This is a genomic window from Azospirillum sp., from assembly GCF_035628975.1.
GTDB lineage: Bacteria > Pseudomonadota > Alphaproteobacteria > Azospirillales > Azospirillaceae > Azospirillum.
Map to the genome: position 1 here is coordinate 1 of NZ_DASPIS010000022.1, position 23,628 is coordinate 23,628.

Sequence of the window (23,628 nt, forward strand, 5' to 3'; positions counted from 1 at the left end):
ACCCCCACCCCGACAGCCTCTATCTGGCTCGGTTCGCCGCGCCGGAGTTCACCTCCCTGTGCCCGATCACCGGCCAGCCCGACTTCGCCCACCTGGTGATCGACTATGCGCCGGCCGACTGGCTGATCGAATCCAAGTCGCTGAAGCTGTTCCTCGGCGCCTTCCGCAACCATTGCGGCTTCCACGAGGATGTGACGGTCGGCATCGCCGAACGATTGGTTGCCGAGATGAAGCCACTCTGGCTGCGGATCGGCGGCTATTGGTATCCGCGCGGCGGCATTCCCATCGACGTCTTCTTCCAGACGGGCGAGCCGCCGAAGGGCGTCTGGATCCCGTCGCAGGACGTCCCGACCTACCGTGGCCGCGGCTAAGCCCGCTCCGCTGGCGTCCGCCGACCCGGCGCGGCTGCGGGAGGCCATCCGCAACCGCGCGCTGGCGGTCGGTTTCGACGCGGTGGGGTTCGCCCCCGCCGCGCTGGGACCGGAAGCGCGCGAGCGCCTTGCCCAATTCGTGGCGGAGGGCCGGCACGGCGACATGGGCTGGATGGCCGAGCGCAGCGACCAGCGCAGCCATCCCCAATCCCTGTGGGACGAGGCACGCACCGTCATTGCGCTGGGCACCAGTTACGCCCCCCACGACGACCCGCGCCGGCTGGCGGAGCATCCCGACCGCGGCATCGTTTCCGTCTATGCCCGCAACCGCGATTACCACGACCTGATCAAGGGGCGGCTGAAGACTCTGGCCCAATGGCTGGCTCACCAGACCAAGGCCGGGGTGAAGGTGTTCGTCGACACCGCGCCGGTGATGGAAAAGCCGCTGGCGGCGCAGGCCGGGTTGGGCTGGCAGGGCAAGCACACCAATCTGGTGTCGCGCGACCATGGCTCCTGGCTGTTCCTGGGCGAGATCTACACGACGCTGGACCTGCCGCCCGACCCGCCGGCGCGCGACCGCTGCGGTTCCTGCGACCGTTGTCAGACCGCCTGTCCGACCGCCGCCTTTCCGGCGCCTTACCAGATCGACGCCCGGCGCTGCATCAGCTACCTGACCATCGAGCACAAGGGACCGATCCCCGACGAGCTCAAGCCGCTGATGGGCAACCGCATCTATGGCTGCGACGATTGCCTTGCCGCCTGCCCCTGGAACAAGTTCGCCCACGCGACGGCCGAGCCGGCCTTCCTGCCGCGGGCCGAACTGACAGCCCCCCGGCTGGCCGACTTGGCCCAACTGGACGATGCCGGCTTCCGGCAGGTGTTCAGCGGCTCGCCCATCAAGCGCATCGGCCGCGACCGCTTCGTCCGCAACGTGCTGGTCGCCATCGGGAACAGCGGCGATCCGTCGCTGAAGCCTGTAGCGGCGGCTCTGTGCGAGGATGCGAGCGACGTGGTGCGCGAGGCGGCCGGATGGGCAGCGGCACGGTTGAGCGCTGCGGCAAATACACACGCTTGAATGACATTTCTTCTGCGCGACGATGGCTTCCGCTTACCTTGTCGCCGCCGGCGCTGTTGCGCTATCATTCCTGCGGAGGCATGCATGTCCAACAATGCGGAAGTTCTGAGTGCGCTTCTGGATCTGAAGACCCACTTCGACGGCAAGTTCGATCGGGTTGAGCAACGTCTCGACCGGGTGGAGCAGCGTCTCGACCGCTTGGAGCAGCGGGCCGATGGAGTCGACCAGCGCCTGGACGACATGAACCACCGCCTCAAAGACCTGCAGATCACCACCCACAATCAGGGCGAACGCATCAGCCGGATGGAAGGCCGTCTGGACGAACAGTCGCGCATCCTCGCCGCGCTGATCCCGACCCGCGTCGCCGCGGTTCCGCCAGCCGCCGAATGAGCGGAGGCCAGCCGTTTCCCTCCCCTCGCCAGAGCCCGACTATGGTCCGGCGCATGCCGACGAACTGAGCGCAGTCGCCCGGCTGGCCCGGCTCGGCTTCGGGCTGTCGCGCGACCTGTTCGACCGCTATGCGGCTCTTTTCGGCCCCGACACCATCCGGGTGCTGAGACGTCCGCAGGGCACCGGCACCACCCCGGTGGCCTGCGCCGCGCACTGGATGATGGACCAGTGGTTCGGCGGAAGCCCGGTTCCGGTACAGGCGGTCGCCATGGTGGCGGTCGATCCCGCCCTGCGCGGCGCCGGCCACGGCAAGGCAATGATGCGCGCGCTGCTGATGGAGGCGCGTGCCGCCGGAGCGGTACTCTCGGTCCTCTGCCCCGCCACGCTGCCTTTCTATCGCGGGCTCGGCTACGGGTGCGGCGGCGTCACCTGCCAGTGGAGCGCACCGCCCACCGCCTTCGCCGCGCCAGTCTCCGGCGCAGCAGTCCTCCGGCCGACGGATCCGCTCGACGCCGCGCCGCTGGCCCTGCTCCGCCGCCCATTGCTGGCCGACGGGAACGGGTTGCCGGAACGGACGGAGGCGCTGTGGACGCTTGCCCTTTGTCCGGACGGCGATCCGGCCGACCTCTTCCGAGACGATGACGGATACATCGCCATAATGCCGCCGCGGGATCGGCGGCTTGCGGTCGCCGACCACTGCCTACCCTCAGGCGCAACGCTGGGCGGGGCAATGGGCCTGCTCGCAGGCTTCCGCGCCCAGGTGGACCGGGTAACATGGTCCGGCGGTCCCAACGACCCCCTGGCGCTCCTGGCCGGTGACGGCTTGCGGCTGGACGGACAGGAAGAGTGGATGGTCCGCCCGTTGGACGTTGCGGCGGCGTTGGAGAAACGCGGCTATCCGGCGGGTCTCACCGAATCGGCTACTTTCGAGATAAGAGATTCTTTAATCTTCGGCAATTGCGGGCGATACCATCTTGAGGTTGCCCGCTCCAGGGGGAATATCTCCCAAATCGAGCAAGTTGTCGAGGCGCCGGCCAGGATGGAGATTGGCACCTTCGCCAGTCTGTTCACCGGACACGCAAGCGCTCGCGCATTGTGGCGGGCGGGTTTGCTTCATGGTGAAGAAAAGATGATCGACCGGCTGCAGCGCATATTTTGCGGCGCGGCACCGTGGATGCCCGACCGCTTCTGAAATAAGGCAGTTTCCTGACCTGAATCAAACCGGACGTTAACCGACCTGTGGTTCAATCGGACAATGATCGGGAGAAAAGCGTCTCCGGAAGGGCGACGCGAGCGGGGAGTCCACCATTCATGACGATCGGAACGCGGATCGCGCTTGGCTTCGCCACCGTGCTGCTTCTGACGGTTGGCGTGGCGTTCGTCGGCTGGAACAGCCTCAGCACCTATGCCGAGCGAGTCGATCTGGCGGCCCACACCGCCGACCTCGACACGCGGCTGAAATCGGTGCGGCTGGAAGAGGCGCGCTTCGTGACCGAACGCGACGCAAAGGCCGCGGCCAATGTTCCCGGCATGCTGGACGCCCTGCAGGCCGAAGCGCAGGAGACCCGCGCCGCGCTCGCCGAAGGGGAAGGCCGGCGCCTGCTGGACGAGGTGCGTTCGGGCATCGACGGCTACCGCGCCGCCTTCACCAATTTCGTCACCCAGGACGCAGAGGCGCACGCCCGCACGGCCAGCATGGAGACTCGCGCGCGCGCCCTGCGCGAGATCGCCGAGAAGATCGGCAAGCAGCAGTCGGAGCGCTATGACCTGAACATGGCCAGCAAGCGCGACGCCGACGCCGAACTGCGCCATGCCATGGACACCGCCGAGCGGGCCAACCGCGTGATCGAACGGGTTCTGGAGGTCCGCCGCCGGCAGAGCGATCTGCGGCGCAACCCCGAGGAGGCGCTGGCCGCCCAGATCGGGGAGGCGCTGGACGAGCTTGTGCAGACCACCGACACCGTCGCCAAGGACCTTGTCGGCACCAACGACGAGACGCTGGCCGCGCGGATCGCCGACGACACCCGTGCCTATCACGGCACGGTGCAGGCCTTGCGCAGCAGGGGAGCCGCGGCGCTGGCCGATCCCGGGGTCGCCGCCGGGCTGGACGAGGCCGCACGCGGCGTGCAGGAACGCGCCGTGGAGCTTCAGCAGAACCAAGCCATCGTGACCGAAGCGCTGCGCGAAGCCTCCAAATACGCCCAGAGCGAAGTGAACGAGGCGGTGATGCTGCGCGGTCTGGCGATGCGCCTGGTGCAGGGTGCCCAGTCCGCGATGCTGGGCCAGCGTGATTTCCTCCTGTCCGGCGCGTCGGATGCATCCACAGGCGCGAAGGCCGCGGTCGCCGCGGCGGTCAAGGAGATCCTCGACATCGCCGGACAGGCCGGAGCCGTGCTGGTCGACCAGGAAGGGCGCGCACTGATCGCCGCCATCACCGACGCCGCCCGCGCCTTCGACTCGGAATTCGCAGCGCTATCGGCCGCCGCCGCCAAGCAGCACGAGGCGTCGGCCGCCATGGCCCAGGCCTCCTCCGCGGTCAGCGGACAGGTCGGCCGGCTGGTCACCCTCCAACGTGAGGATCGCGAGGCCGGCCGCGCCAGCGCCGGCATGGTGATCGCCATCGGTGCGGCGGTGGCCCTGCTGCTGGGCGCGCTGATGGCCTGGATCATCGACCGTGCGATCACCCACCCGCTGCATGCCATGACCGGCGCCATGGGCCGGCTGGCCGAAGGCGATCTGACGGTCGAAATCCCCGGCGGCGACCGCAAGGACGAGATGCGCCACATGGCCGACGCCATGACCATCTTCAAGGACAATGCCCTGGAGATGCAGCGGATGGAACGCGAGCGCGAGGAGATGCGCATCCAGATCGACGCCGACCGGCGCCGCACCATGAACGAGTTCGCCAACGGCTTCGAGCAGGCGGTGTCCGGCGTGGTGATGTCGCTGACCGAGTCGGCAGGGTCGCTGGGTCGCGACGCGCAGGAGATGTCGTCCGATGCGGCGCTGACCACCGCCAAGTCCACCGCCGTCGCCACCGCCTCGCAACAGGCGACCGCGAATGTCCAGACCGTCGCCGCGGCGGCGGAGGAGCTGTCCGCCTCCATCGCCGAAATCTCGCGCCAGCTGAACGCCAGTTCCGCCACCGCCTCCGGCGCCGCCGACAAGGCGGTGCAGACCAACAGCATCGTCGAAGGCCTGTCGCTCGCCGCCGAGCGGATCGGTCAGGTCGTCGGGTTGATCGGCGAGATCGCCGAGCAGACAAACCTGCTCGCGCTCAACGCCACCATCGAAGCGGCCCGCGCCGGCGAGGCCGGCAAGGGCTTCGCCGTGGTGGCGACGGAGGTGAAGAACCTCGCCGGCCAGACCGCCAAGGCGACGGAGGAGATCTCGGCCCAGGTCGCGGAAATGCAGACCGCCACCTCCAGCGCCGTGGCGGCCATCCGCACCATCTCCGACGCGGTGACGGCCATCAGCGGAACCGTCACCGACATCGCCCACGAGATGGAGCAGCAGGGCAGCGCCACCCGCGAGATCGCCCAGAATGTTCAGCAAGCCGCGGAAGGCACCCAGCAGGTGATGCGCAACATCGCCGAGGTGACCACCGCCGCCACCAAGACCGGCGGCGCCGCCGATGCGGTCCTGAATGCCAGCCGCACCCTGACCGCCCAGGCCGACCGCCTGCGCGGCGAGGTGCAGGGCTTCCTCGACAAGGTGCGGACGGCGTAGCTGTTTCCGGTAATCCGGCTTGCTGCGGTTGCGCCGGTTCCTCCCGTCCCTTCGGTGGCGAGGGGGGCCGGCACCTGCAGCGGATCGTGTCCGCTAAGCGGCCGCCGGCGACGACCAGCGTTGGATGGGTGCGCGGGATAGGGACGAGTTGCCGTAGGCCCGCAGCGTGGTGACCTCCGCCCCGATCCAGTCGGGCAGCGGAACGGTCTGGTCGGGGTCTTCCAGTTCGACTTCCGCGATGATCAGGCCGGTGTTCTCACCGTGGAAGACGTCGATTTCCCAGCACAGGCCATCCTGGCGGTGACGGTAGCGCGTCTTGTCGATCACCCGCCCCTCGCAACCGTAGAGCATCAGGCGGCGGGCGAAATCCAGCGATAGGGGATGTTCCACCTCCTCGCGGCAGGCCCCCTGCTTCAAGGATTTGATGGTGAGTGTCGCGCGGTTATCGGCGATACGGACGCGGACCGTGCTGATGCCGTCGGACGGCAGATATCCCTGGACGATTCGCACACCGTCCCGGCAGAGATGCCGGACGTCCTTGCGGACCAGGAATCGTCGCTCGATTTCCAGTGCCATGACCGGGCCCTTCGGACGAGTTCGCCGACGACCCTAGCCGAAAGTCGTGCCCGCCTTCAACCTCGCTGCCCTGTGTGCGGCGCAACCGAGACCGCATGCGGCTGTACTATGCCGTGACGATCAGTCGCAAACACTCCGTCCTCGGTGCTATCCTGGAGCGATGAACGCCGAATCTTCCGCCAACGGTCTCTGGGCCGCCATTCCCTGGCTGGTCCTGTTCGCCTTTTATGGGCTGCCGCTGCTCCATGTGGCGCTGTCGCGCCGCGGTGGCGGATGGCGCCCGCCTGCCGGATCACGCTGCCCATTCGGACCGCGCGCCGGCTGGCTGGTGATGGTGCTGATGCTGGGGCCGGTCGGGTGGCTGATGTTCGCCCTCCGCCGGCCCCGCCGTGCATCAGACAGATAGACTGCCGACGGGCCGTGGATCAGATCCGGCCCATCAGCAGCAGGACGATCAGGACGATCAGCAGCACGCCGAGGATGCCGCTGGGACCATAGCCCCAGCCGCGGCTGTGCGGCCAGGCCGGGACGGCACCGAGAAGCAACAGAATCAAGATGATGAGCAGAATCGTGCCGAGCATGGCCTTCTCCCTTCTGGTGGAGCATTCGTGACGGACAAGCGGAAACGGAACGGGTATCCCTGGACTTTGTTCCTGTCCGGCTCGAACGTGACATTTCGCCACCACCAAGGGGGGATTCGGCTCCTCCGGCGCTCCCCGAACGCGACGCCTGCGGACTTCCGGCTGGTCGGCCCCTGTTGACGGGGCGGCGGCGGCAGCTTAGGCTGGTCCCATGATCATGCATCGCTTCGACGGCATTCTGCGAATTAGCGGCCCGGTTCTCCTTTGAGAGCCGGGGATTTCGCTCGTCCATTCCGCAGAACCGTCTGAAAGCCTGATTACGCCATGTCCCAAACCGTGAAGACCACCGCTGCATCCGCGTCGGATGCGCGCGCCACCGCGCCCGGTCGCCGGGTCGCCTTTTCCCTGGTCGCCGATGCCGATCCCGGCACCCTGCCCCGCGTTCTGGAATTCGTTGCAAAGCGCGGGCTGGTCCCGCTGGCCCTGCACAGCCGCCTGACCGACGATACGCTCGCCATCGCCATGGAGGTGGGTGATCTGCCCCAGGCGGAGACCGACCATATCGGCCGTTGCCTGGGACAGATCCCGATGGTGGCGCGGGTCATCGTTGCGGAACTTGCCGCCACCGCGTCCGCCGCGGAACTGGTGGCGGCGGAATAGCGGCGGCGGAACGCAGCAGGCGGAAGGCCGGTCAGACCGGCTTCCGCGGTTCCTCTCCGGACGCTGCGATGTCGTCAGACGGCTGCGCCCCGGAAGAGACTTCGTCCCCAGCATCCAGCCCCGGTTCCGCGATCTCCGTGCGCATCAGTTCCGCGGCACTCTGCAGCTTGCGGAACTGGAGGACGGAGAAGGGCAGCATCGACAGATAGGCCAGCCCGACGATGGACAGCGTCCACCAGGGCTGGCTGACCAGCATGGCGGCCAGCAGCCCGACACCGGCCAGCGCCGGCACCACCCATTGGGCCGGCACACGGGCGCCCTTGAAGGAGAATGTCGGCAGGGTGCTGACCATCAAACCACCGATCAGCAGGGTCCAGGGCACGATCACCGCCGGATGGCCGAGGAATTGCGGCCCGATCTCGAACCCCAGGATCATCGGCAGCAGGACGAGACCGGCGCCGGCCGGAGCCGGAACCCCGGTGAAGTAGTTGTAGGCCCAGGGCGGCAGATCGACCACACCGAGTCGCGAATTGAATCGCGCGAGACGCAGCGCGCAGCACACGGCATAGGCCATGGAGGCGATCCAGCCCAGGCTTCCCGCGCCGTTCAGCCCCCACAGATACATCATGAAGGCGGGCGCGACGCCGAAGCTGATGGCGTCGGACAGGCTGTCCAACTCCTCGCCGAACTTGCTCTGGCCGTTCAGCAGGCGGGCGATCCGGCCGTCCAGCGCATCCAGGATGGCGGCGATGACGATGGCGATGACCGCCGGCTCCCACCGCTCCTGCATGGCGAATCGGATCGCGGTCAGGCCGGAGCAGAGCGCCAGCACCGTCAGCACGTTCGGCAGCAGGTGGTTGATCGACAGCCCCTTCAGCCGCGGATGCGGCCGGCCGGGACGGCGCGCGCGGTGCGGGCGGAAAATCTGCTGGCGGAAGACGGGCGGTCGTTTCATCGACGCACATCCCCCTGCCGTTGCACTTCCGTCCCGTCCAGGTCGGCCAGGATCGTCTCGCCGCCGATGGCGGTCTGGCCGACGCAGACCAGCGGGGCGACTCCGTCCGGCAGATAGATGTCGGTGCGGCTGCCGAACCGGATCAGGCCGAATCGCTCACCCGCCTTCACCTCCTGCCCGGCCTTGACCCACCACAGGATGCGGCGCGCCACCAGACCGGCGATCTGGACATAGGCGATCTCGCGCCCGTCGGGCAGGCGGTGGCGGAAGGCCATCCGCTCGTTCTCGTCGCTGGCCTTGTCGAGCGCGGCGTTGACGAAGGTGCCCTTGTGGTATTCGGCCGCCACGATGGTGCCGTCGGCCGGCACGCGGTTGACGTGGACGTTGAAGACGTTGAGGAACACGCTGATCCGGGTCAGGGGCTTGTCGCCCATGCCCAGTTCCTTCGGCGGCACGGCCTGGACGATCATGGTGACGCGCCCGTCGGCCGGGCTGACCAGCAGGCCGGGCCGGGTCGGCGTCACACGGTCCGGATCGCGGAAGAAGTAGGCGCACCAGAGCGTGAGGACCAGCCCGATCCAGCCGAGCGGCGCCCAGACGGCGAGACCGAGAACCAGGGAGACCACGGCGAAGCCGGCGATGAAGGGCCAGCCGGCACGATGGATGGGGACGACGACGGTATCGATGGCGGACATCGCCTGCTTTCTTCGTATTTTCAGACCACAGCGAACAGCCATTCTAGACGCGCGTTCCGGGCCTTTACAGAATTTTAGCTGGCGGAGCCCATGCTGTCGTCTCAATCGCCCCAGAAGCCGAGCGTACCGCCTTGTCCGTTCCCGATCTGAAGACCATTCAATCGCTGGCCGAGGTGCCCGACGGCGCCCTGCCGATCAGCCCCGGCTCCATCGAGATGACGCCGGAAGGCGTGCTGGGCATCGCCAGGCCGCCGCGCCCCTGCAAGCTGACCTTCATGGCCGACGGCCTGCCCTTCAACGTCGCCGTCCGGCATGAGAGCGAAGAGGAAGGCGGCGGGTCGATCTGCCAGATTTGGGCCGATGTCGGCCATGTGCCCTACACCGCCCAGGCGCCGGAACGCCGCCGCTCCCTGCTGGCGGTGCTGCGCGGGATCGAGGGGCTGCCCCATGTCCGCTTCATTGTCCAGGGCGGGCAGAAGATCATCCTGTTCTCGGAAATCAGGCTGGAACACCACGCCTCGCCCGAGGATTTGTTCCACCAGACGACGCTGGTCCTGCAGGAAGCGCGTCCGTTCCTGCGGCTTCTGGGCGAGTACCTGTAAAGCGGGGCGGCTGGACGCCTTCAGCCCTCCGGCCAGAACGCATCATCCATAAGCTGGGCGAAGCTCCACGGGCATTGAACCGGAAACACCGCTTCGTCGAAGCCGGTTTCGGCAGCGGCATCGCGCCGCGCCAACCGGTACGAGTCGGCAATCGACTCGTCGAGCTTCGATTTAAGGCTTGGATTGTCGCGCAGATGCGTTTCGATCTCGTCGCGGCTGTTGGCGACCGATAGACGCCAGGAATTGCCGCGCCGGGCCGGCTGATGCGCCCACTTCAGCAGGTGGTGCAAGAGCACGCGCAGCCGGCTGATCAACTCGCGCTTCTCGGTCTTGCCCATGCTTTCGATCTCCTCGGCGATGTGCTCGATGTCCGCCGCGTCGAGCTTGCCGGCCCGCAGAAGGGCGGCCTGTTCGTTCGCCCAGGCGTAGAAATCGCTGTCGTAGAGGCTGCTTCCGTCCATCGCCCACCTCCCCACATCGCCGAAGGGCGCGACGGACAGGAGGCTTTCACCACCGGTTCGCCGCGCCGTACGCTGCTTACTTCGGAACCTTGCCCTGCACGCCCTCGACGTACCAGTCCATCTTCAGGATCTGCTCGTCGGTGGCGGTCTTGCCCTCGGGGATCACCACCTTGCCGGCCTGGTCCTTGACCGGACCCTGGAAGGAGTGGCGCTTGCCCGACACGATGTCGGCCTTGAGCTGATCGGCCATCTTCACGACGTCGGCCGGGATGGCCGGGTTGTAGGGGGCCAGCTCGACCATGCCGGTGTTGATGCCGCCCCAGGTGTCGATCGGCTTCCAGCTGCCGTCCAGCACCGCCTTGACGCGCTGGACATAATAGCCGTTCCAGTCCTCGACGATCGCGGTCAGGTGCGACTTCGGACCGAATCGGGTCATGTCGGACGACTGGCCGACCGACCACAGCCCACGCTCCTGCGCGGTCTGGATCGGGGCCGGGCTGTCGGTGTGCTGGACGATGACGTCGGCACCCTGGTCGATCAGCGCCTTGGCCGCCTCGGCTTCCTTGCCGGGATCGTACCAGCTGTTGACCCAGACGACGCGGACCTCGGCCTTCGGGTTCTGCTCGCGCAGCGCAATCGTGAAGGCGTTGATGCCGCCGACCACCTCGGGAATCGGGTAGGAGCCGATGTAGCCGATGATGTTCGACTTGGTCATCTTGCCGGCGATGGCGCCGACGACGGTGCGGCCTTCATAGAAGCGGCCGGAGTAGGTCGCGACATTCTCGGCGCGCTTGTAGCCGGTGGCGTGCTCGAACTTCACGTCGGGATAGCGCTTGGCCACCTTCAGCGTCGGGTTCATGAAGCCGAAGGAGGTGGTGAAGATCAGCTTGTGGCCGCTGGCGGCCAGCTGCTCGACCACACGCTCGGCGTCGGCGCCTTCCGGCACATTCTCGACGAAGGTGGTGGTGACCTTGTCGCCCAGCGCCTTCTCCACGGCCAGACGGCCCTGGTCGTGCTGGTAGCTGTAGCCGTGGTCGCTGACCGGGCCGACATAGACGAAGCCGACCTTCAGCTTGTCCTGCGCCAGGGCGGAGCCCATGCCCACGCTCAGCGCGATCGCGGCGCCGGCCAGACCCAGCACCGCCTTGCCCATCGTCCTTCTGTTCACGTCGAAGCTCCTTGTTCTTGATATCTCTGTGATATGGGCTTTGTTTCGATTTCAAAACGACGCGTCAAGCATCGGGATGAAACAGTTTTCCCAGACAGGCCGGCGCGTTCAGGCGGATGCGGGCGACGTCCCGCGAAATCAGCACCAGGACCAGGACGGTAGCCAGATAAGGCAGCATCGACAAGAGCTGCGAGGGCACGTCGATCCCCAGCCCCTGAACGTGCAGTTGCAGGATGGTGACGCCGCCGAACAGCCAGGCGCCCAGCATGGCGCGCACCGGTTTCCAGGTGGCGAAGACCACCAGCGCCAGCGCGATCCAGCCGCGGCCCGACGTCATGTTCTCCGCCCACATCGGCGTGTAGTCCATCGACAGGAAGGCGCCGCCCAGCCCCGCCATGGCGCCGCCGAACAGCACGGCGAGGAAGCGGATGCGCAGCACCTTGTAGCCCAGGGCGTGGGCGGCCGTGTGGTTCTCCCCCACCGCGCGCAGGACCAGCCCGGCGCGGGTGCGGTACAGGAACAGGTGGACCAGCGGTACCGCGGCGACCGCCAGATAGACCATCATGTCCTGGCCGAACAGCGCCTGCCCCACCACCGGCAGGTCGGTCAGGCCGGGGATGTACAGCTTGGGCAGGCCTTCCAGCGGGATGCCGACGAAGCCCTGCCCGATCAGCGCCGACAGACCGACGCCGAACAGGGTGAGCGCAAGGCCGGTCGCCACCTGGTTGGCCAGCAGGAACAGGGTCAGCACGGCGAACAGCGAGGCGGTGGCGGCACCGGCCAGCGCCGCGACCAGGAATCCGGTGACGGCGCTGCCGGTCTGGATCGTCACGGCGAAGCCGCAGACGGCGCCCACCAGCATCATGCCTTCCACGCCCAGGTTGAGGACGCCGGACTTCTCGACCACCAGTTCGCCCAGCGCGGCGAACAGCAGCGGCGTGGCGGCCGCGAACATCGCGGCCAGGATCGGGCCGATCAGGGCAAAGTCGCTCATGCCACCGCCCTCCGCGCCCCGAAGCGGACCCGGTAGCGGATCAGCACGTCGCTCGCCAGCAGGAAGAACAGAAGCATGCCCTGGAACACTCCGGTGATGGCCTTGGGCAGGCCCATGGCGATCTGCGCCGCTTCGCCGCCGATGAAGGACAGCGCCATCAGCAGCGCCGCCAGCAGGATGCCGACCGGATGCAGCCGGCCAAGGAAGGCGACGATGATGGCGGTATAGCCGTAGCCCGGCGAAATGCTGGCCGTGACCTGCCCGATCGGCCCGGCGACCTCGCCCATGCCGGCGATGCCGGCCAGGGCGCCCGACAGCAGCAGGGCCAGCCAGACGATGCGCTTCTGGTCGAAACCGGCATAGCCGGCGGCGGCCGGGGTCAGGCCGATCACCTTGATCTGGAAGCCGATGAAGGTCCGCGCGATCAGCAGCCAGCCGCCCGCCACCGCGAACAGAGCGAACAGCGCGCCCAGATGGACGCGGGTGCCCGTCCACAGGATCGGCAGAACGGCGTCGGCCTCGAACAGGCGCGACTCCGGGAAGGCGAAGCCGTCGGGGTCGCGGTAGGGGCCGTGGACCAGATAGTTGAGCAGCAGCAGCGCCACGTAATTCAGCATCAGGCTGGTCAGGATCTCGCTGGCGTTGAATCGCAGCCGCAGGAAGGCAGGCACCGCTGCCCAGACCGCACCGCCGACCGCACCGCCGATCACCATCAGCGGCAGCAGCCACCAGCCGCCCTCGCCGTAGAAGGCCAGCGCCAGCCCGCCGCCGGTGATGGCGCCCAGCGTCAGCTGCCCTTCGGCACCGATGTTCCAGACATTGGCGCGAAAGCCGATGGCGAGGCCGACGGCGCACAGCACCAGCGGGGTCGCCTTCACCACCAATTCGCCCAGCCCGCGCACCGAGGTCAACGGAGCAATGAAAAAGGCATGGAGCGCCCTGACGGGGTCGAATCCCATCGCCAGGAACAGGATGAAGCCGCTGAGCAGGGTCAGCGCCACCGCCAGCAGCGGCGTGACGTAGACCATTGTCTTCGACGCCTGCCCGCGCGGCTCAAGACGGATAAAGCTCATGCGGCGTCTCCGGCAATCACGAAACCATCAGACCGCACGCGTGATCTCCCCGTCTTCGTCCGGCGGCGTGCCGAACAGGCCGCCCATCAGCAGGCCGATGCGTTCCACCGTCGTCTCGTGCGTCGGCCGGCTGTCGGACAGGCGGCCGTGGAACAGCACGGAAATCCGGTCGCTCAGCACGAACAGCTCGTCCAGGTCCTGGCTGATCACCAGAACCGCGGCACCGGAGCGCGCCAGCCCGATCAACGCCTTGTGGATCGCCGCCGCGGCACCGGCATCGACGCCCCAGGTCGGCTGGCCGACGACCAGAAGCTTCGGCTTCTGCAGGATCTCGCGGCCGATGATGAATTTCTGCAGGTTGCCGCCCGACAGCGACCGCGCTTCCGCCCGGTGGCCGTGGGCGACCACGTTGAAGCCGCGGATGATCGTCTCGGCATAGGCCCGCGCCCGGCCGAAATGGACCATGCCGCCGCGCACCAGCGGTTCACGGGCATAGCCCGACAGCAGCGCGTTCTCCGACAGGCTCAGTTCCGGGACGGCGCCGCGGCCCAGACGCTCCTCCGGCACGAAGGCGAGACCCAGCGCGCGGCGGGCCCGCGGCCCGAGATGGCCGGCCGACGTGCCTTCGATCACCACGGCATCGGCGTCGGCGATCAGCATCTCGCCGCTGAGCGCGGCCATCAGTTCCGCCTGACCGTTGCCGGCGACGCCGGCGATGCCCAGGATCTCGCCTGCCCGCACCTCGAAGCTGACATCCTTCAGATTGGTGGCGAAGGGGTTGTCGGAGGTGGTGGACAGGTGGCGCACCGACAGGCGCGCGGCCCCGGCGGCACCCTGCGGCGGCCGTTCGGGCGTAGACAGCTCCGCCCCCATCATCATCTCGGCGAGGCTGCGCGCGGTCTCCTGCCGCGGGTCGGTGGCGCCCACCACCTTGCCGGCCCGCAGGACGGTCGCGCGGCTGCACAGCGCGCGGATCTCCTCCAGCTTGTGCGAGATGTAGAGGATGGTGCAGCCCTCCGCCGCCAGGACGCGCAGCGTCTCGAACAGCTTGGCGGCCTCCTGCGGCGTCAGGACCGAGGTCGGCTCGTCCATGATCAGCAGCTTCGGGTCCTGCAGCAGGCAGCGCACGATCTCCACCCGCTGCCGCTCGCCCACCGAAAGGTGGAAGACATGGCGTTCCGGGTCGAGCGCGAGGCCATAGCGTTCGGACACGCTGCGGATGCGGTCGGCCAGCTCGTCCATCCGGCCGGCATCGTCCAGGCCGAGCGCGATGTTCTCCGTCACCGTCAGCGTGTCGAACAGCGAGAAATGCTGGAACACCATGCCGATGCCCAGCCGCCGGGCGCCGGCCGGATCCGGGACATTGGTCTCCACCCCCTGCCACAGCATGGTTCCGGAGTCGGGGTGCAACACCCCGTAGATCATCTTGACCAGGGTGGACTTGCCGGCGCCGTTCTCACCCAGCAGCGCATGGATCTCGCCCGGCTGGAGGACGAGGTCGACATGGTCGTTGGCGAGGCATCCGGGGAATCGCTTGGTGATGCCGCGCAGCTCCAGGCGGGGCGGCGAAGCGTCCGGGGGAAAAGTCTCGGCGTGCGAAGGCAAGGAGGGGAAATCCGGAATAAGGTCAAACCTGTATGGCAATGCCAAAGCCGTGCCACCGCTACCAACAGAGTAATCCGGTGGCACCACCGGCCGTCAACAGCCGATCCTCTGCCTATACGCAATGCATTTGCCGCTTTGGTCATCATGCCACAGTCCGTGGCGGCAACCCAGCCTTTCGCCCGGGGGGCTGTTGCGATGCGGCAGACCCTTGCCAGCCGGCCCGTTCGGACCAACACTCCAGACGGTCGGCAGTTCGGCCGATCGGACAGGGTGGAGGCAAGGATGTCGGCGGGTTACGCGGTGCTGGACCGGCGGAGCGTGGTGGCGGTGACGGGGGAGGACCGCAAGGCCTTCCTGCAGGGGCTGGTGTCCAACGACATGCTGCGCGTCACCCCCGATCATGCCGCCTATGCCCTGTTCCTGACCCCGCAGGGCAAGTTCCTGCATGATTTCACCATTGTTGAGTCGGATGCCGTCGAGTCGGGTGCGGATTCGGCCGCCGCCCTTCTGCTCGATCCGGAGACGGACCGCCGCGCCGACCTGCTGCGCCGGCTGAAGATGTACAAGCTCCGCTCGAAGATCGCGCTGGAGGACCGGGCCGAGGCGCTGCGCGTCGCCGTAGCGTTCGGCGACGGCGCGCTGACGGCGCTGGGACTGCCGGCGGAGCCGGGCACGGCTCGGCCCTTCGGCGGCGGGATCGCCTTCACCGACCCCCGCCTGCCGACACTGGGCGCCCGCCTGTTCCTGCCTGCGGACGGCATCGCGGCGCTGGAGGCGGCCGGGCTGGTGCGACGGGATGCCGCGGACTACGACCGCCTGCGCCTGTCGCTCGGCGTGCCGGACGGGACCGCCGATCTGATTCCGGAAAAGTCGATTCCCCTGGAGAACCGGATGGACGCGCTGAACGCCATCTCCTGGGACAAGGGCTGCTACATGGGGCAGGAGCTGACCGCCCGCACCAAGTACCGCGCCCTGATCAAGAAGAAGCTGTTTCCCGCCGCCGTCGACGGCCCGATGCCGGAGCCCGGAACCGCGGTGACGCTGGACGGCAAGGAGGCCGGGGAGATCCGCAGCGTCCGCGACGGTGCGGCACTCGCCCTGCTGCGGCTGGAGGAGGTGGAGCGCGCGGCCAAAAACGGGCTTTCGTTCCAGGCCGGTCCGGCGACGCTGACGCCGCAGGAACCGGGTTGGGACATTACCACCAAGGGCTAGTTCCACACCGAAAGAGTTCACGGAAGGTGAAATCAAACGGGGCTTGCGCCTGTTGTTCTGGTGTCTTTCGACACAACGACAAAGGAGCCACCCCATGCGTCGCACCCTGATTGTCACCGCCGCCACGCTGGCTTTGCTCTCCGGTGCCGCCGTCGCGCAGACCACCTCGCCGACCGTGGGCAATCCGTCCTCGTCGACCTCCACCATGTCCAACAGCGCGTCGCCGGACAGCGCCACCACCGGCAGCTCGGCCACGTCCGGCGCCACCGGCGGCCAGTTGGCCAGCGCCGAGGAGCTGATCGGCAAGAACGTCTACGGCCGCGACAACGACAAGATCGGCGAGGTCGACGACGTCATTCTCGATGCCAACGGGCAGGCCAAGCAGCTGGTGGTCAGCTCCGGCGGCTTCCTCGGCATCGGTGAGAAGCAGGTCGCAGTCGACTACACCGCCGCCAACTGGGATTCGCAGAACAACCGCCTGAATCTGGCCGGCATGAGCCGCGATGACGTCAAGGCGATGCCGGAGTTCAAGTACGACGACACTATGACGTCGCTGAACAAGAACCGGAAGCCGGCCGAAGACGAGAAGGCGGCGCCGGGCGCCGCCCCGACCGCCGGCTCGACCGGGACCACCGGCAGCAGCACGGCGAAGTAAGGCGGACCAAGCCCCCTCCCTAACCCTCCCCCACCTTCGGTGGGAGAGGGAACTGCCGCCGCAATCGGAAATCTCCCCTCTCCTGCAATCGGATCGGCCTTCGGCCGACCGAGGGCGGGGGAGGGAGGGGCCCGCGGCAAAGCCGTGGGAGGGAGGGGGCATCCACCCCAGCAACCTACCCCCGCAGCAGATCCACGAAGCGCCGGCAGGCCACGATCTCCGCACGCACGTTCGCGCGGCGCTTCGTGGCCTCGGCGTCTTCGCCCCATTGTTCGATCTGGTAGGTCTCGTCCAGCTGCGAAACCTCGAAGGCCTCTTCCGCACTGATGCGGCCTTCCAGCAGGGCCAGCGCCACGATGATGGAGCCGCAGACGCCGGTCGTGGTCTGCAGCGCCGACAAGTACCAGTCGTCCGTCCGCTCCACCACCCGGCGCAGGGCGGCCAGCGCCTCCTCCGGCTGCGGCTTGGGCATCAGGCCGGCGCAGACATGGAGAGGCGCGTCGTAGGTCAGCGCCGCCCAGTCAAGCAGCGGCTGCCACAGCTGCGCCTGCCGGTCCACCAGCGGCTGCGGATGTTCGGCGCGGTAGCACAGCAGGTCGGTGCCGGCATAGGCGCTGATGGCCTGGACGATGTCCTGCCGCTTGGCCGGGATCAGGTCCACGGCGGTGCTCGACAACTGCATCAGCGGCATGGAATGGGCGTGGATCTGGTCGCCCTGCGCCGCCCATTCGTCCGCGACGCCCTGGGCCAGCGGCCGGCTGGGGAAGACCAGCGGCGCCTTGGCCGGGCTGCGCACCGGACGACCGTCCAGCTCGACCCGGAAACCGCCCTCGGTCTCGCCGACCCCCGCCGCCTTGTAGAAACGCTTCATCGCTTACCCTTCCAAAAGCTCCAGCACCGCGGTGGCGACATCCCGCCCGCGGTGAACGATGCGGTCCGCCCCGGCCCGCTCCAGCTCCGGCACCGCATGATAGCCCCAGGAGACGCCGACCGAACGCACCCGCGCGTTGCGGGCCATTTGAATGTCGTAGGTCGTGTCGCCGATCACAACCGTGCCTGCCTCCTCCGCGCCGGTCTCCGCCAGCGCGCGCTGGACCATGTGCGGGTTGGGCTTGCCGGGACCGACATCGGCAGTCTGCAGCGTGACGAATCGCCCGGTCAGGCCGTGCCCCTTCAGCACCGCGTCCAACCCGCGGCGCGACTTGCCGGTCGCGACGCCCAGCAGGACGCCCGCCTCTTCCAGCGCCGCCAGCGTGTCGACGATGCCGGGGAACAGCGGCTCGTCCACATCGCCCCGGCTGCGCGCGGCAGCGAAAGCGCGCTTGTAGCTCTCCGCAACCGCGACATGGGCCTCGGCATCGTGCTTCGGCAGCAGCAGGGACACCGCCTCCACCAGCGACAGCCCGACCATGCGGCGGACCTCCATCGGGTCGGGCTCGCCCAGCCCGTGCTCGGCCCAGGCCTGGGTCATGGCGTCGATGATCGCAAACTGGCTGTCGACCAGCGTGCCGTCGCAATCGAACAGGGCCAACCGCAGGGGCGATTTCCCGGAAGCCGCCATCACTCGAAATCCTCGAACGGATCGTCGCGCAGGTTGGGGCTGAAGCCAAAATACTTCCAGGTCGCCTGCATGTGGTCGGGCAGCGGCGCCGTCACGTCGATGGTCTTGCCGCCGCGCGGGTGCGGCAGGATCAGCCGGCGGGCATGCAGATGCAGCTTCTTCGCCACCTCCGCCCCGGCCAGGAAGGCGCCCTGTCCGGCATATTTGCCGTCGCCGAGGATCGGCGTGCCGACGGCGGCCATGTGGACGCGCAGCTGGTGGGTGCGGCCGGTCAGCGGCCACATGGCGACGAAGGCCGCCTGCTTGCCGACATTCTCCTGCACCGAATAGACGGTGACGGCGCGCTTGCCCTCTTCCTTGTTCTCCGCCACCCGCTCGCCATGGGGACCGCCTTCCTTGGCAAGCGCGAGGTCGATCTTGCCCTGATAGGGCGTCGGCACGCCGACGGTGACGGCCCAGTAGATCTTGCGCACGGCGCTGCCGCGGAACAGCTCCGTCAGCTTGCTGGCGGCGAAGGTGGTGCGGGCCAGCAGCAGGACGCCCGAGGTGTCCTTGTCCAGCCGGTGGACCAGCTTCGGCCGCTCGTTGCCGTCGAAGCGCAAGGCGTCGAGCATGGCGTCGAGGTGCTTGGAGGTGCCGGTGCCGCCCTGCACCGCCAGACCCGCCGGCTTGTTGATGGCGATCACGTCGGCGTCGCGGTAGAGCACCAGCGCCTGCAGCTCGGCGATCTGCTTGTCCGACATGCCCTTGGGCTTGCCCGCCCCCGGATTGGGCCCCCTGACCGGAGCCGCCCAGGCGGCCAGCGGCGGGATGCGCACGCCCTGCCCCGCCGCCAGACGCGACGACGTCTCCGCCCGCTTGCCGTCGATGCGGACTTGGCCCGTACGCAGCAGCTTCTGCAGATAGCTGTGGTTCACGTCGGGGAAATGCCGCTTGAACCAGCGGTCGAGCCGCATATCGGCCTCGTCGGCCGTGACGATGCGGGTTTCGACCTTGCTGTCGCCCTTGGATTCGGTCGACGCGGTATCGGCGTGATCGGCAGCGGGATTGGGAGAGTCAGTCATCAGAGGGACACCGAAACAAGAGAACGCACGGCCCACAGGCCGGCAAAGAAGCCCACCACGCTGAACAGCGTCGAGGCGAGGAAGTATCCCGCCGCCGCGGCGAACTCGTCACGGGCGACGAGAACGCCGATGTCCAGCGTGAAGGAGGAGAAGGTGGTGAAGCCGCCGAGCACGCCGACCAGCAGCAGGGCGCGCAGCTCCGGGGATGGCGACCAGGTCAGCGCCGCCAGTTCCGACAGCACGCCCATCACCGTGCAGCCGATCACGTTGACGACGATCGTCCCCACCGGGAACCGGGTGCCGGCCCACTGCATGATCGCCAGCAGCATCAGATAGCGCGCCACCGAACCGGCGGCACCTCCGGCGGCGACGGCAAGCAAGGACAGGGGGGATGCGAGCACGGCGCCTCCGGTTCAGCGCAGAACGGTGGGAATGGGGATCGAGCGCCGGATTAGAGCCAGAAACCGCGCCACTTGTCACGCGATGGACAATGGCGGCAGGATCGTCGGCATGGAAACGCTCCCCAACAACACCGCCCTGCTGGTCGTCGACCTGCAAAAGGCCATCGACGACCCGCGCTGGAGCCGCATCGGCCCGCGCAACAACCCGCAGGCCGAAGCCAACATCGCGGCATTGCTGGCCGCCTGGCGGCAGGGCGGGCGGCCCATCGTCCATATCCGCCACGATTCGACCGATCCGGCCTCCACCTATCGTCCCGGCAGTGCCGGCCATGCCTTCAAGGAGGAGGCCATGCCGCTGCCGGGCGAGACCGTGATCGGAAAGCGGGTGAACAGCGCATTCATCGGCACCGGCCTGGACGAGTGGCTGCGCGGCCGCGGCATCGGCACGCTTGTGGTGGCCGGCGTCATCACCAACAACAGCGTCGAGGCGACGGTGCGGATGGCCGGGAACCTGGGCTACGACGTACGTCTGGTCGCCGACGCCTGCTTCACCTTCGCCCGTCTGGACCGGGCGGGGAGATTCCGCACCGCGGACGAGGTCCACGACCTGTCGCTCGCCAACATGGACGGCGAATATGCGACGGTGAGGGAGACGGCGGAGGTGTTGGGAGAGGTGTTGCGGTGATGCCCCCTCCCCATCCCTCCCCCGCTTTGCGGGAGAGGGGGTAGGAGCTTTGCGGGAATCCGGCGGAGTTCCCTCTCCTGCGTTAGCGGGGGAGGGTTAGGGAGGGGGCAACAGCACGCCTGCCTACGCCAGCTTCGCCTTCAGGAACTCCACCGTGCGCTTCCAGGCCAGATCGGCGGCCTCCTTGTTGTAGCGTTCGGCCGAAGTGTCGTTGTGGAAGGCGTGGTTGACGCCCTCGTACATGTGGATCTGATGTTCGACGCCGGCCTTCTTCAGCGCCTCGTCATAGGCGGGGATGCCGGCGTTGATGCGCTGGTCGAGCCCGGCAAAATGCAGCATCAGCGGAGCCTTGACGGTGGTGACCAGCGCCGGGTCGGGCGTCGGGCCGTAGAAGGCGACGCCGGCCATCAGGTCGGGCGCCTTCAGCGCCAGCCGGTTGACCATGCCGCCGCCCCAGCAGAAGCCGATGGCGCCGACCTTGGCCGAGGAATAACGGTAGGCCATCAGGTAGCTCATGGCCGCGATCAGGTTGTTGACCGTCTTGTCGCCGTCCAGTTGGCCGATCATATCGCGTGCCTTGTCCGGGTCCTGCGGCGTGCCGCCCAGCGGCGACAGCAGGTCGGGCGCCAGGGCCACGAAGCCTTCGGTGGCGAGCCGGCGGGTAACGTCCTCGACATAGGCGTTCAGGCCGCGGTTCTCGTGGATGACGATCACCGCCGGGGCCTTGTCCGAGAGTTTCGGCCGGGCGAGATAGCCGGCAACGTCGCCGGTCGCCCCCTGGAAGCTCACTTTTTCCGCCGCCAGACGCTTGTCGTCCTCGCCGACGATGGCCGCGTGGGCATAGTTCGGCTCGATCGCAGACAGAATGGCCGGGATCGCCGCCGCACTGCCGGCCAGCACCGCCAGCCGTTCCAGGAAGACCCGGCGCGGCAGCGGTGCATGGGTGTATTCGTCGTAGAGATCGATGATACGCTGGTCCATCCCCGATGCCCCCTGTCTTGCCTATGCCGCAGCTCAGCCGGCGCGGTCGCGCTTGAGAGTGGGGGCACGACGCCGGCTTGGCAACCGGGGGAAGGACGCGCTTTCGGCCTATGACGCGTCCGGCACCGCCTCGGCCAACGGGACCAATTCCGACGGCTGGTACTCGACCAGCCGCCCGTCGCGCATCTCCAGAACCCGGTCCATGCGGCGGGCGAGGTCCAGATTGTGCGTCGCGACCAGGGCCCCCACCTTGGCCTGACGGACGATCGCCGACAGCATGGTGAAGACATGCTCCGCCGTATGCGGATCGAGGTTGCCGGTCGGCTCGTCGGCGATCAGCAGCGACGGGGCGTTGGCCAGCGCGCGGGCGATGGCGACTCGCTGCTGCTCGCCGCCCGACAGGCGGGCCGGACGGTGGGTGCCGCGCTGTTCCAGCCCGACCATGCGCAAAAGCTCGTCCGCGCGCTGGCGGGCGACCGACTTCGGCACGCCGGCGATCATCTGCGGCAGGACAATGTTCTCCCGCGCCGAGAATTCCGGCAGCAGGTGGTGGAACTGGTAGACGAAGCCGATGGACCGGCGCCGAACCTCGGTCCGTTTGCCGTCGTCCAGGTTCGAGACGTCGGTGCCGGCGATGCGCACCGTGCCGCCGGTCGGCCGTTCCAGCAGGCCGGCGATGTGCAGCAGCGTGGACTTGCCGGCACCCGACGGGCCGACCAGGGCCACCAGTTCGCCGGCGCCGACGGTCAATTCGACCCCGCGCAGCACCTCCAGAATCTCGCCCGCCTGTTCGAATCGGCGGACGATGCCCTTCAGTTCCAGCATCGGTTCCATAACGGCGTCACTCATAGCGCAGCGCCTCCACCGGATCGAGCCGGGCGGCGCGCCAGGACGGATAGATGGTGGCGGCGAAGGACAGGCCGAGCGCCATCAGCGTCACCTGCACCACCTCGCTCCAGTCGATCTTGGCCGGCAGATGGGAGAGGAAATAGATCTCGGCGTTGAACAGGTTGGTGCCGGTCAGCCCCTGGATGACCTGCCGGATGCTCTCGATGTTCAGCGCGAAGGACACGCCCATCGCCAGCCCCAGCAGCGTCCCCGTCACGCCCACGCTGGCGCCGGACAGGAAGAAGATGCGCATGACCATGCCGCGCGTCGCCCCCATGGTGCGCAGGATCGCGATGTCGCGCCCCTTGTCCTTCACCAGCATGATCAGGCTGGAAATGATGTTGAAGGCCGCGACCATGATGATCAGCGACAGGATCAGGAACATCACGTTGCGTTCGACCTGGAGCGCGGTGAAGAAGCTGGCGTTCGACTGCTGCCAGTCGACCACCCGCCCCTCCCCGGCCACCGCCGACTGGACGGCGGCACGCGCGGCCACGATCTGCATCGGGTCGTCGATGAAGACCTCCAGCGAGGTGACGGCGTCGCCGGTGCGGAAGAATGCCTGCGCCTCCTCCAGCGGCAGGAAAATGAAGCTGTTGTCGTATTCGAACATTCCGACGTCGAAGATCGCGCCGACGGGATAGCTGCGCATCCGCGGCACGGTGCCGAAGGCGGTGACGTTGCCCTGCGGCGCGATCAGCGTGATCTGGTCGCCGACACTCAATCCCAGCCGCTGGGCCATGCGCGATCCGATTGCGATGCGGTCGTCTCCGAACTCCTCCGCCGAGCCGCGGATGACGTTGTTGGCGAGCGTCGGCCGCATCTTGAAGTCTTCTGCCCGCACGCCGCGGATGACCGCGCCGGACGCGACGCCGCGCACCGACACCAGCGCCTGGCCTTCCACCGTCGGCGTGACTGTGTTGACGCCGGGCGTGTTGCGCAGCTTGCCGGCCAGGATGTCGAAGTCCGGCAGCGGCCCGCCACGCATGTTGTAGACGTTGAGGTGCCCGTTGAGGCCGAGCACGCGGCCCAGCAGCTCCGCCCGGAAGCCGTTCATCACCGCCATCACGATGATGAGCGTCGCGACGCCGAGCGCGATGCCCAGCAGCGAGAACCCCGCGATGACCGAGATGAACCCTTCCTGGCGGCGCGCCCGGAGGTAACGCATCGCGACCATGCGTTCGAAGGCGTTGAAGATCATGCGGCTGGGGTCCTGTGGGTGGGCTGAAACGACGCCCTACATAAG

Annotated in this window: 27 protein-coding genes and 2 pseudogenes; 12 read left to right on the top strand and 17 right to left on the bottom strand. The window is 67.9% G+C overall.

Annotated elements, in window-relative coordinates:
• The 6 genes and pseudogenes from queF to VD964_RS04225 form a co-directional block, all read left to right on the top strand.
• A partial coding sequence (queF, locus tag VD964_RS04200; RefSeq protein ID WP_324865886.1) for a preQ(1) synthase occupies positions 1-371 on the top strand: 371 nt, incomplete at its 5' end.
• A complete protein-coding gene (gene queG, locus VD964_RS04205) occupies positions 358-1,446 on the top strand; it encodes a tRNA epoxyqueuosine(34) reductase QueG (protein ID WP_324865888.1) in 1,089 nt (362 codons plus the stop codon). The genes queF and queG, both read left to right, overlap by 14 nt.
• Positions 1,447-1,530: 84 nt before the next feature.
• The gene (locus VD964_RS04210; protein WP_324865890.1) at positions 1,531-1,836 is read left to right on the top strand and encodes a hypothetical protein; all 306 of its coding nucleotides are present in this window, start codon (positions 1,531-1,533) and stop codon (positions 1,834-1,836) included.
• A gap of 58 nt (positions 1,837-1,894) precedes the next feature.
• A pseudogene (locus VD964_RS04215) lies at positions 1,895-2,239 on the top strand (GNAT family N-acetyltransferase); the annotation flags it as partial.
• Positions 2,240-2,686: 447 nt separating this feature from the next.
• Complete coding sequence (locus tag VD964_RS04220) at positions 2,687-3,028, top strand: sterol carrier protein domain-containing protein (protein ID WP_324866111.1); 342 nt, start codon at positions 2,687-2,689, stop codon at positions 3,026-3,028.
• A gap of 119 nt (positions 3,029-3,147) precedes the next feature.
• Positions 3,148-5,565, top strand: coding sequence for a methyl-accepting chemotaxis protein (locus VD964_RS04225; RefSeq protein WP_324865892.1), 2,418 nt, complete (start codon positions 3,148-3,150; stop codon positions 5,563-5,565).
• Between the two features lie 93 nt (positions 5,566-5,658).
• Here VD964_RS04225 and VD964_RS04230 read toward each other — a convergent pair whose 3' ends face one another.
• Positions 5,659-6,141: a CYTH domain-containing protein gene (locus VD964_RS04230; protein WP_324865895.1), complete on the bottom strand. Its 483-nt coding sequence runs from the start codon at positions 6,139-6,141 to the stop codon at positions 5,659-5,661.
• A gap of 160 nt (positions 6,142-6,301) precedes the next feature.
• On the opposite strand from VD964_RS04230, the gene VD964_RS04235 reads away from it, so the two are divergent.
• The gene (locus VD964_RS04235; protein ID WP_324865897.1) at positions 6,302-6,547 is read left to right on the top strand and encodes a hypothetical protein; all 246 of its coding nucleotides are present in this window, start codon (positions 6,302-6,304) and stop codon (positions 6,545-6,547) included.
• A 19-nt stretch (positions 6,548-6,566) separates the two neighbouring features.
• Here the strand turns inward: VD964_RS04235 and VD964_RS04240 are convergent, their stop codons facing one another.
• Positions 6,567-6,722, bottom strand: coding sequence for a DUF3309 family protein (locus tag VD964_RS04240; protein WP_082860756.1), 156 nt, complete (start codon positions 6,720-6,722; stop codon positions 6,567-6,569).
• Between the two features lie 324 nt (positions 6,723-7,046).
• Here VD964_RS04240 and VD964_RS04245 point away from each other — a divergent pair, with 324 nt between their 5' ends.
• Positions 7,047-7,382: a hypothetical protein gene (locus tag VD964_RS04245; protein ID WP_324865903.1), complete on the top strand. Its 336-nt coding sequence runs from the start codon at positions 7,047-7,049 to the stop codon at positions 7,380-7,382.
• Positions 7,383-7,413: 31 nt separating this feature from the next.
• Here the strand turns inward: VD964_RS04245 and VD964_RS04250 are convergent, their stop codons facing one another.
• Together VD964_RS04250 and VD964_RS04255 are read right to left on the bottom strand one after the other, a co-directional pair.
• Positions 7,414-8,337 (bottom strand): phosphatidylcholine/phosphatidylserine synthase, encoded by a 924-nt coding sequence (locus VD964_RS04250; protein ID WP_324865905.1) that lies wholly within the window; start codon positions 8,335-8,337, stop codon positions 7,414-7,416.
• Positions 8,334-9,032 carry a phosphatidylserine decarboxylase gene (locus VD964_RS04255; protein ID WP_414637092.1) on the bottom strand — a complete coding sequence of 233 codons (699 nt, stop codon included), beginning with the start codon at positions 9,030-9,032 and terminating at the stop codon, positions 8,334-8,336. The genes VD964_RS04250 and VD964_RS04255 overlap by 4 nt, the downstream gene beginning before the upstream one ends.
• A gap of 131 nt (positions 9,033-9,163) precedes the next feature.
• Here VD964_RS04255 and VD964_RS04260 point away from each other — a divergent pair, with 131 nt between their 5' ends.
• Positions 9,164-9,634 (top strand): hypothetical protein, encoded by a 471-nt coding sequence (locus VD964_RS04260; protein ID WP_324865909.1) that lies wholly within the window; start codon positions 9,164-9,166, stop codon positions 9,632-9,634.
• 20 nt (positions 9,635-9,654) lie between these two features.
• On the opposite strand, the gene VD964_RS04265 is transcribed toward VD964_RS04260, so the two are convergent.
• The 5 genes from VD964_RS04265 to VD964_RS04285 all read right to left on the bottom strand — a co-directional run bounded on the left by VD964_RS04265 (position 9,655) and on the right by VD964_RS04285 (position 14,935).
• Positions 9,655-10,095, bottom strand: a complete 441-nt coding sequence (locus tag VD964_RS04265; protein WP_324865911.1) for a DUF29 domain-containing protein — start codon at positions 10,093-10,095, stop codon at positions 9,655-9,657.
• Positions 10,096-10,171: 76 nt separating this feature from the next.
• On the bottom strand, positions 10,172-11,248 hold the full coding sequence (locus VD964_RS04270) for a BMP family ABC transporter substrate-binding protein (protein WP_324866113.1): 1,077 nt from the start codon (positions 11,246-11,248) through the stop codon (positions 10,172-10,174).
• 79 nt (positions 11,249-11,327) lie between these two features.
• Positions 11,328-12,257, bottom strand: a complete 930-nt coding sequence (locus tag VD964_RS04275) for an ABC transporter permease (RefSeq protein WP_324865913.1) — start codon at positions 12,255-12,257, stop codon at positions 11,328-11,330.
• Positions 12,254-13,330 (bottom strand): ABC transporter permease, encoded by a 1,077-nt coding sequence (locus VD964_RS04280; RefSeq protein ID WP_324865915.1) that lies wholly within the window; start codon positions 13,328-13,330, stop codon positions 12,254-12,256. The genes VD964_RS04275 and VD964_RS04280 overlap by 4 nt, the downstream gene beginning before the upstream one ends.
• Positions 13,331-13,357: 27 nt before the next feature.
• Positions 13,358-14,935: an ABC transporter ATP-binding protein gene (locus VD964_RS04285; protein ID WP_324865917.1), complete on the bottom strand. Its 1,578-nt coding sequence runs from the start codon at positions 14,933-14,935 to the stop codon at positions 13,358-13,360.
• Positions 14,936-15,217: 282 nt separating this feature from the next.
• On the opposite strand from VD964_RS04285, the gene VD964_RS04290 reads away from it, so the two are divergent.
• Both VD964_RS04290 and VD964_RS04295 read left to right on the top strand, forming a co-directional pair.
• Positions 15,218-16,147, top strand: coding sequence for a folate-binding protein (locus VD964_RS04290; protein ID WP_324865919.1), 930 nt, complete (start codon positions 15,218-15,220; stop codon positions 16,145-16,147).
• 94 nt (positions 16,148-16,241) lie between these two features.
• A complete protein-coding gene (locus tag VD964_RS04295; RefSeq protein ID WP_324865921.1) occupies positions 16,242-16,802 on the top strand; it encodes a PRC-barrel domain-containing protein in 561 nt (186 codons plus the stop codon).
• 175 nt (positions 16,803-16,977) lie between these two features.
• On the opposite strand, the gene VD964_RS04300 is transcribed toward VD964_RS04295, so the two are convergent.
• The 4 genes from VD964_RS04300 to crcB are packed head-to-tail and all read right to left on the bottom strand — an operon-like array spanning position 16,978 to position 19,828.
• Complete coding sequence (locus VD964_RS04300; RefSeq protein ID WP_324865923.1) at positions 16,978-17,673, bottom strand: ATP12 family chaperone protein; 696 nt, start codon at positions 17,671-17,673, stop codon at positions 16,978-16,980.
• A 3-nt stretch (positions 17,674-17,676) separates the two neighbouring features.
• Positions 17,677-18,363, bottom strand: coding sequence for an HAD-IA family hydrolase (locus VD964_RS04305; protein ID WP_324865925.1), 687 nt, complete (start codon positions 18,361-18,363; stop codon positions 17,677-17,679).
• Positions 18,363-19,427 (bottom strand): RluA family pseudouridine synthase, encoded by a 1,065-nt coding sequence (locus tag VD964_RS04310; RefSeq protein WP_324865927.1) that lies wholly within the window; start codon positions 19,425-19,427, stop codon positions 18,363-18,365. The genes VD964_RS04305 and VD964_RS04310 overlap by 1 nt, the downstream gene beginning before the upstream one ends.
• Positions 19,427-19,828, bottom strand: a complete 402-nt coding sequence (gene crcB / locus VD964_RS04315; RefSeq protein ID WP_324865929.1) for a fluoride efflux transporter CrcB — start codon at positions 19,826-19,828, stop codon at positions 19,427-19,429. Before crcB ends, VD964_RS04310 begins: the two co-directional genes overlap by 1 nt.
• A 109-nt stretch (positions 19,829-19,937) precedes the next feature.
• Here crcB and VD964_RS04320 point away from each other — a divergent pair, with 109 nt between their 5' ends.
• Positions 19,938-20,513, top strand: a complete 576-nt coding sequence (locus tag VD964_RS04320) for a cysteine hydrolase family protein (protein WP_324865931.1) — start codon at positions 19,938-19,940, stop codon at positions 20,511-20,513.
• A gap of 123 nt (positions 20,514-20,636) precedes the next feature.
• On the opposite strand, the gene VD964_RS04325 is transcribed toward VD964_RS04320, so the two are convergent.
• The 4 genes and pseudogenes from VD964_RS04325 to VD964_RS04335 form a co-directional block, all read right to left on the bottom strand.
• The gene (locus VD964_RS04325; RefSeq protein ID WP_422652932.1) at positions 20,637-21,413 is read right to left on the bottom strand and encodes a dienelactone hydrolase family protein; all 777 of its coding nucleotides are present in this window, start codon (positions 21,411-21,413) and stop codon (positions 20,637-20,639) included.
• 9 nt (positions 21,414-21,422) lie between these two features.
• Positions 21,423-21,500, bottom strand: a pseudogene (locus VD964_RS29960) (hypothetical protein); the annotation flags it as partial.
• A 102-nt stretch (positions 21,501-21,602) separates the two neighbouring features.
• Entirely contained in the window at positions 21,603-22,343 is a 741-nt protein-coding gene (locus VD964_RS04330; RefSeq protein ID WP_324865935.1) for an ABC transporter ATP-binding protein, read from the bottom strand.
• Positions 22,336-23,583, bottom strand: a complete 1,248-nt coding sequence (locus tag VD964_RS04335; RefSeq protein WP_324865937.1) for a lipoprotein-releasing ABC transporter permease subunit — start codon at positions 23,581-23,583, stop codon at positions 22,336-22,338. The genes VD964_RS04330 and VD964_RS04335 overlap by 8 nt, the downstream gene beginning before the upstream one ends.
• Positions 23,584-23,628 lie beyond the last annotated feature (45 nt).

What these genes read in the sequence shown, in the direction of transcription:
- VD964_RS04280 (WP_324865915.1), bottom strand. Translation starts at nt 13,330, where the DNA reads ATGAGCTTTATCCGTCTTGAGCCGCGCGGGCAGGCGTCGAAGACAATG.
- VD964_RS04230 (WP_324865895.1), bottom strand. Translation starts at nt 6,141, where the DNA reads ATGGCACTGGAAATCGAGCGACGATTCCTGGTCCGCAAGGACGTCCGG.
- VD964_RS04225 (WP_324865892.1), top strand. Translation starts at nt 3,148, where the DNA reads ATGACGATCGGAACGCGGATCGCGCTTGGCTTCGCCACCGTGCTGCTT.
- VD964_RS04255 (WP_414637092.1), bottom strand. Translation starts at nt 9,032, where the DNA reads ATGTCCGCCATCGATACCGTCGTCGTCCCCATCCATCGTGCCGGCTGG.
- VD964_RS04295 (WP_324865921.1), top strand. Translation starts at nt 16,242, where the DNA reads ATGCGTCGCACCCTGATTGTCACCGCCGCCACGCTGGCTTTGCTCTCC.
- VD964_RS04270 (WP_324866113.1), bottom strand. Translation starts at nt 11,248, where the DNA reads ATGGGCAAGGCGGTGCTGGGTCTGGCCGGCGCCGCGATCGCGCTGAGC.
- VD964_RS04335 (WP_324865937.1), bottom strand. Translation starts at nt 23,583, where the DNA reads ATGATCTTCAACGCCTTCGAACGCATGGTCGCGATGCGTTACCTCCGG.
- VD964_RS04235 (WP_324865897.1), top strand. Translation starts at nt 6,302, where the DNA reads ATGAACGCCGAATCTTCCGCCAACGGTCTCTGGGCCGCCATTCCCTGG.
- VD964_RS04250 (WP_324865905.1), bottom strand. Translation starts at nt 8,337, where the DNA reads ATGAAACGACCGCCCGTCTTCCGCCAGCAGATTTTCCGCCCGCACCGC.
- VD964_RS04220 (WP_324866111.1), top strand. Translation starts at nt 2,687, where the DNA reads ATGGTCCGCCCGTTGGACGTTGCGGCGGCGTTGGAGAAACGCGGCTAT.
- VD964_RS04290 (WP_324865919.1), top strand. Translation starts at nt 15,218, where the DNA reads ATGTCGGCGGGTTACGCGGTGCTGGACCGGCGGAGCGTGGTGGCGGTG.
- VD964_RS04305 (WP_324865925.1), bottom strand. Translation starts at nt 18,363, where the DNA reads ATGGCGGCTTCCGGGAAATCGCCCCTGCGGTTGGCCCTGTTCGATTGC.
- VD964_RS04310 (WP_324865927.1), bottom strand. Translation starts at nt 19,427, where the DNA reads ATGACTGACTCTCCCAATCCCGCTGCCGATCACGCCGATACCGCGTCG.
- VD964_RS04210 (WP_324865890.1), top strand. Translation starts at nt 1,531, where the DNA reads ATGTCCAACAATGCGGAAGTTCTGAGTGCGCTTCTGGATCTGAAGACC.
- VD964_RS04300 (WP_324865923.1), bottom strand. Translation starts at nt 17,673, where the DNA reads ATGAAGCGTTTCTACAAGGCGGCGGGGGTCGGCGAGACCGAGGGCGGT.
- VD964_RS04320 (WP_324865931.1), top strand. Translation starts at nt 19,938, where the DNA reads ATGGAAACGCTCCCCAACAACACCGCCCTGCTGGTCGTCGACCTGCAA.
- VD964_RS04330 (WP_324865935.1), bottom strand. Translation starts at nt 22,343, where the DNA reads ATGAGTGACGCCGTTATGGAACCGATGCTGGAACTGAAGGGCATCGTC.
- VD964_RS04265 (WP_324865911.1), bottom strand. Translation starts at nt 10,095, where the DNA reads ATGGACGGAAGCAGCCTCTACGACAGCGATTTCTACGCCTGGGCGAAC.
- VD964_RS04245 (WP_324865903.1), top strand. Translation starts at nt 7,047, where the DNA reads ATGTCCCAAACCGTGAAGACCACCGCTGCATCCGCGTCGGATGCGCGC.
- VD964_RS04240 (WP_082860756.1), bottom strand. Translation starts at nt 6,722, where the DNA reads ATGCTCGGCACGATTCTGCTCATCATCTTGATTCTGTTGCTTCTCGGT.
- VD964_RS04275 (WP_324865913.1), bottom strand. Translation starts at nt 12,257, where the DNA reads ATGAGCGACTTTGCCCTGATCGGCCCGATCCTGGCCGCGATGTTCGCG.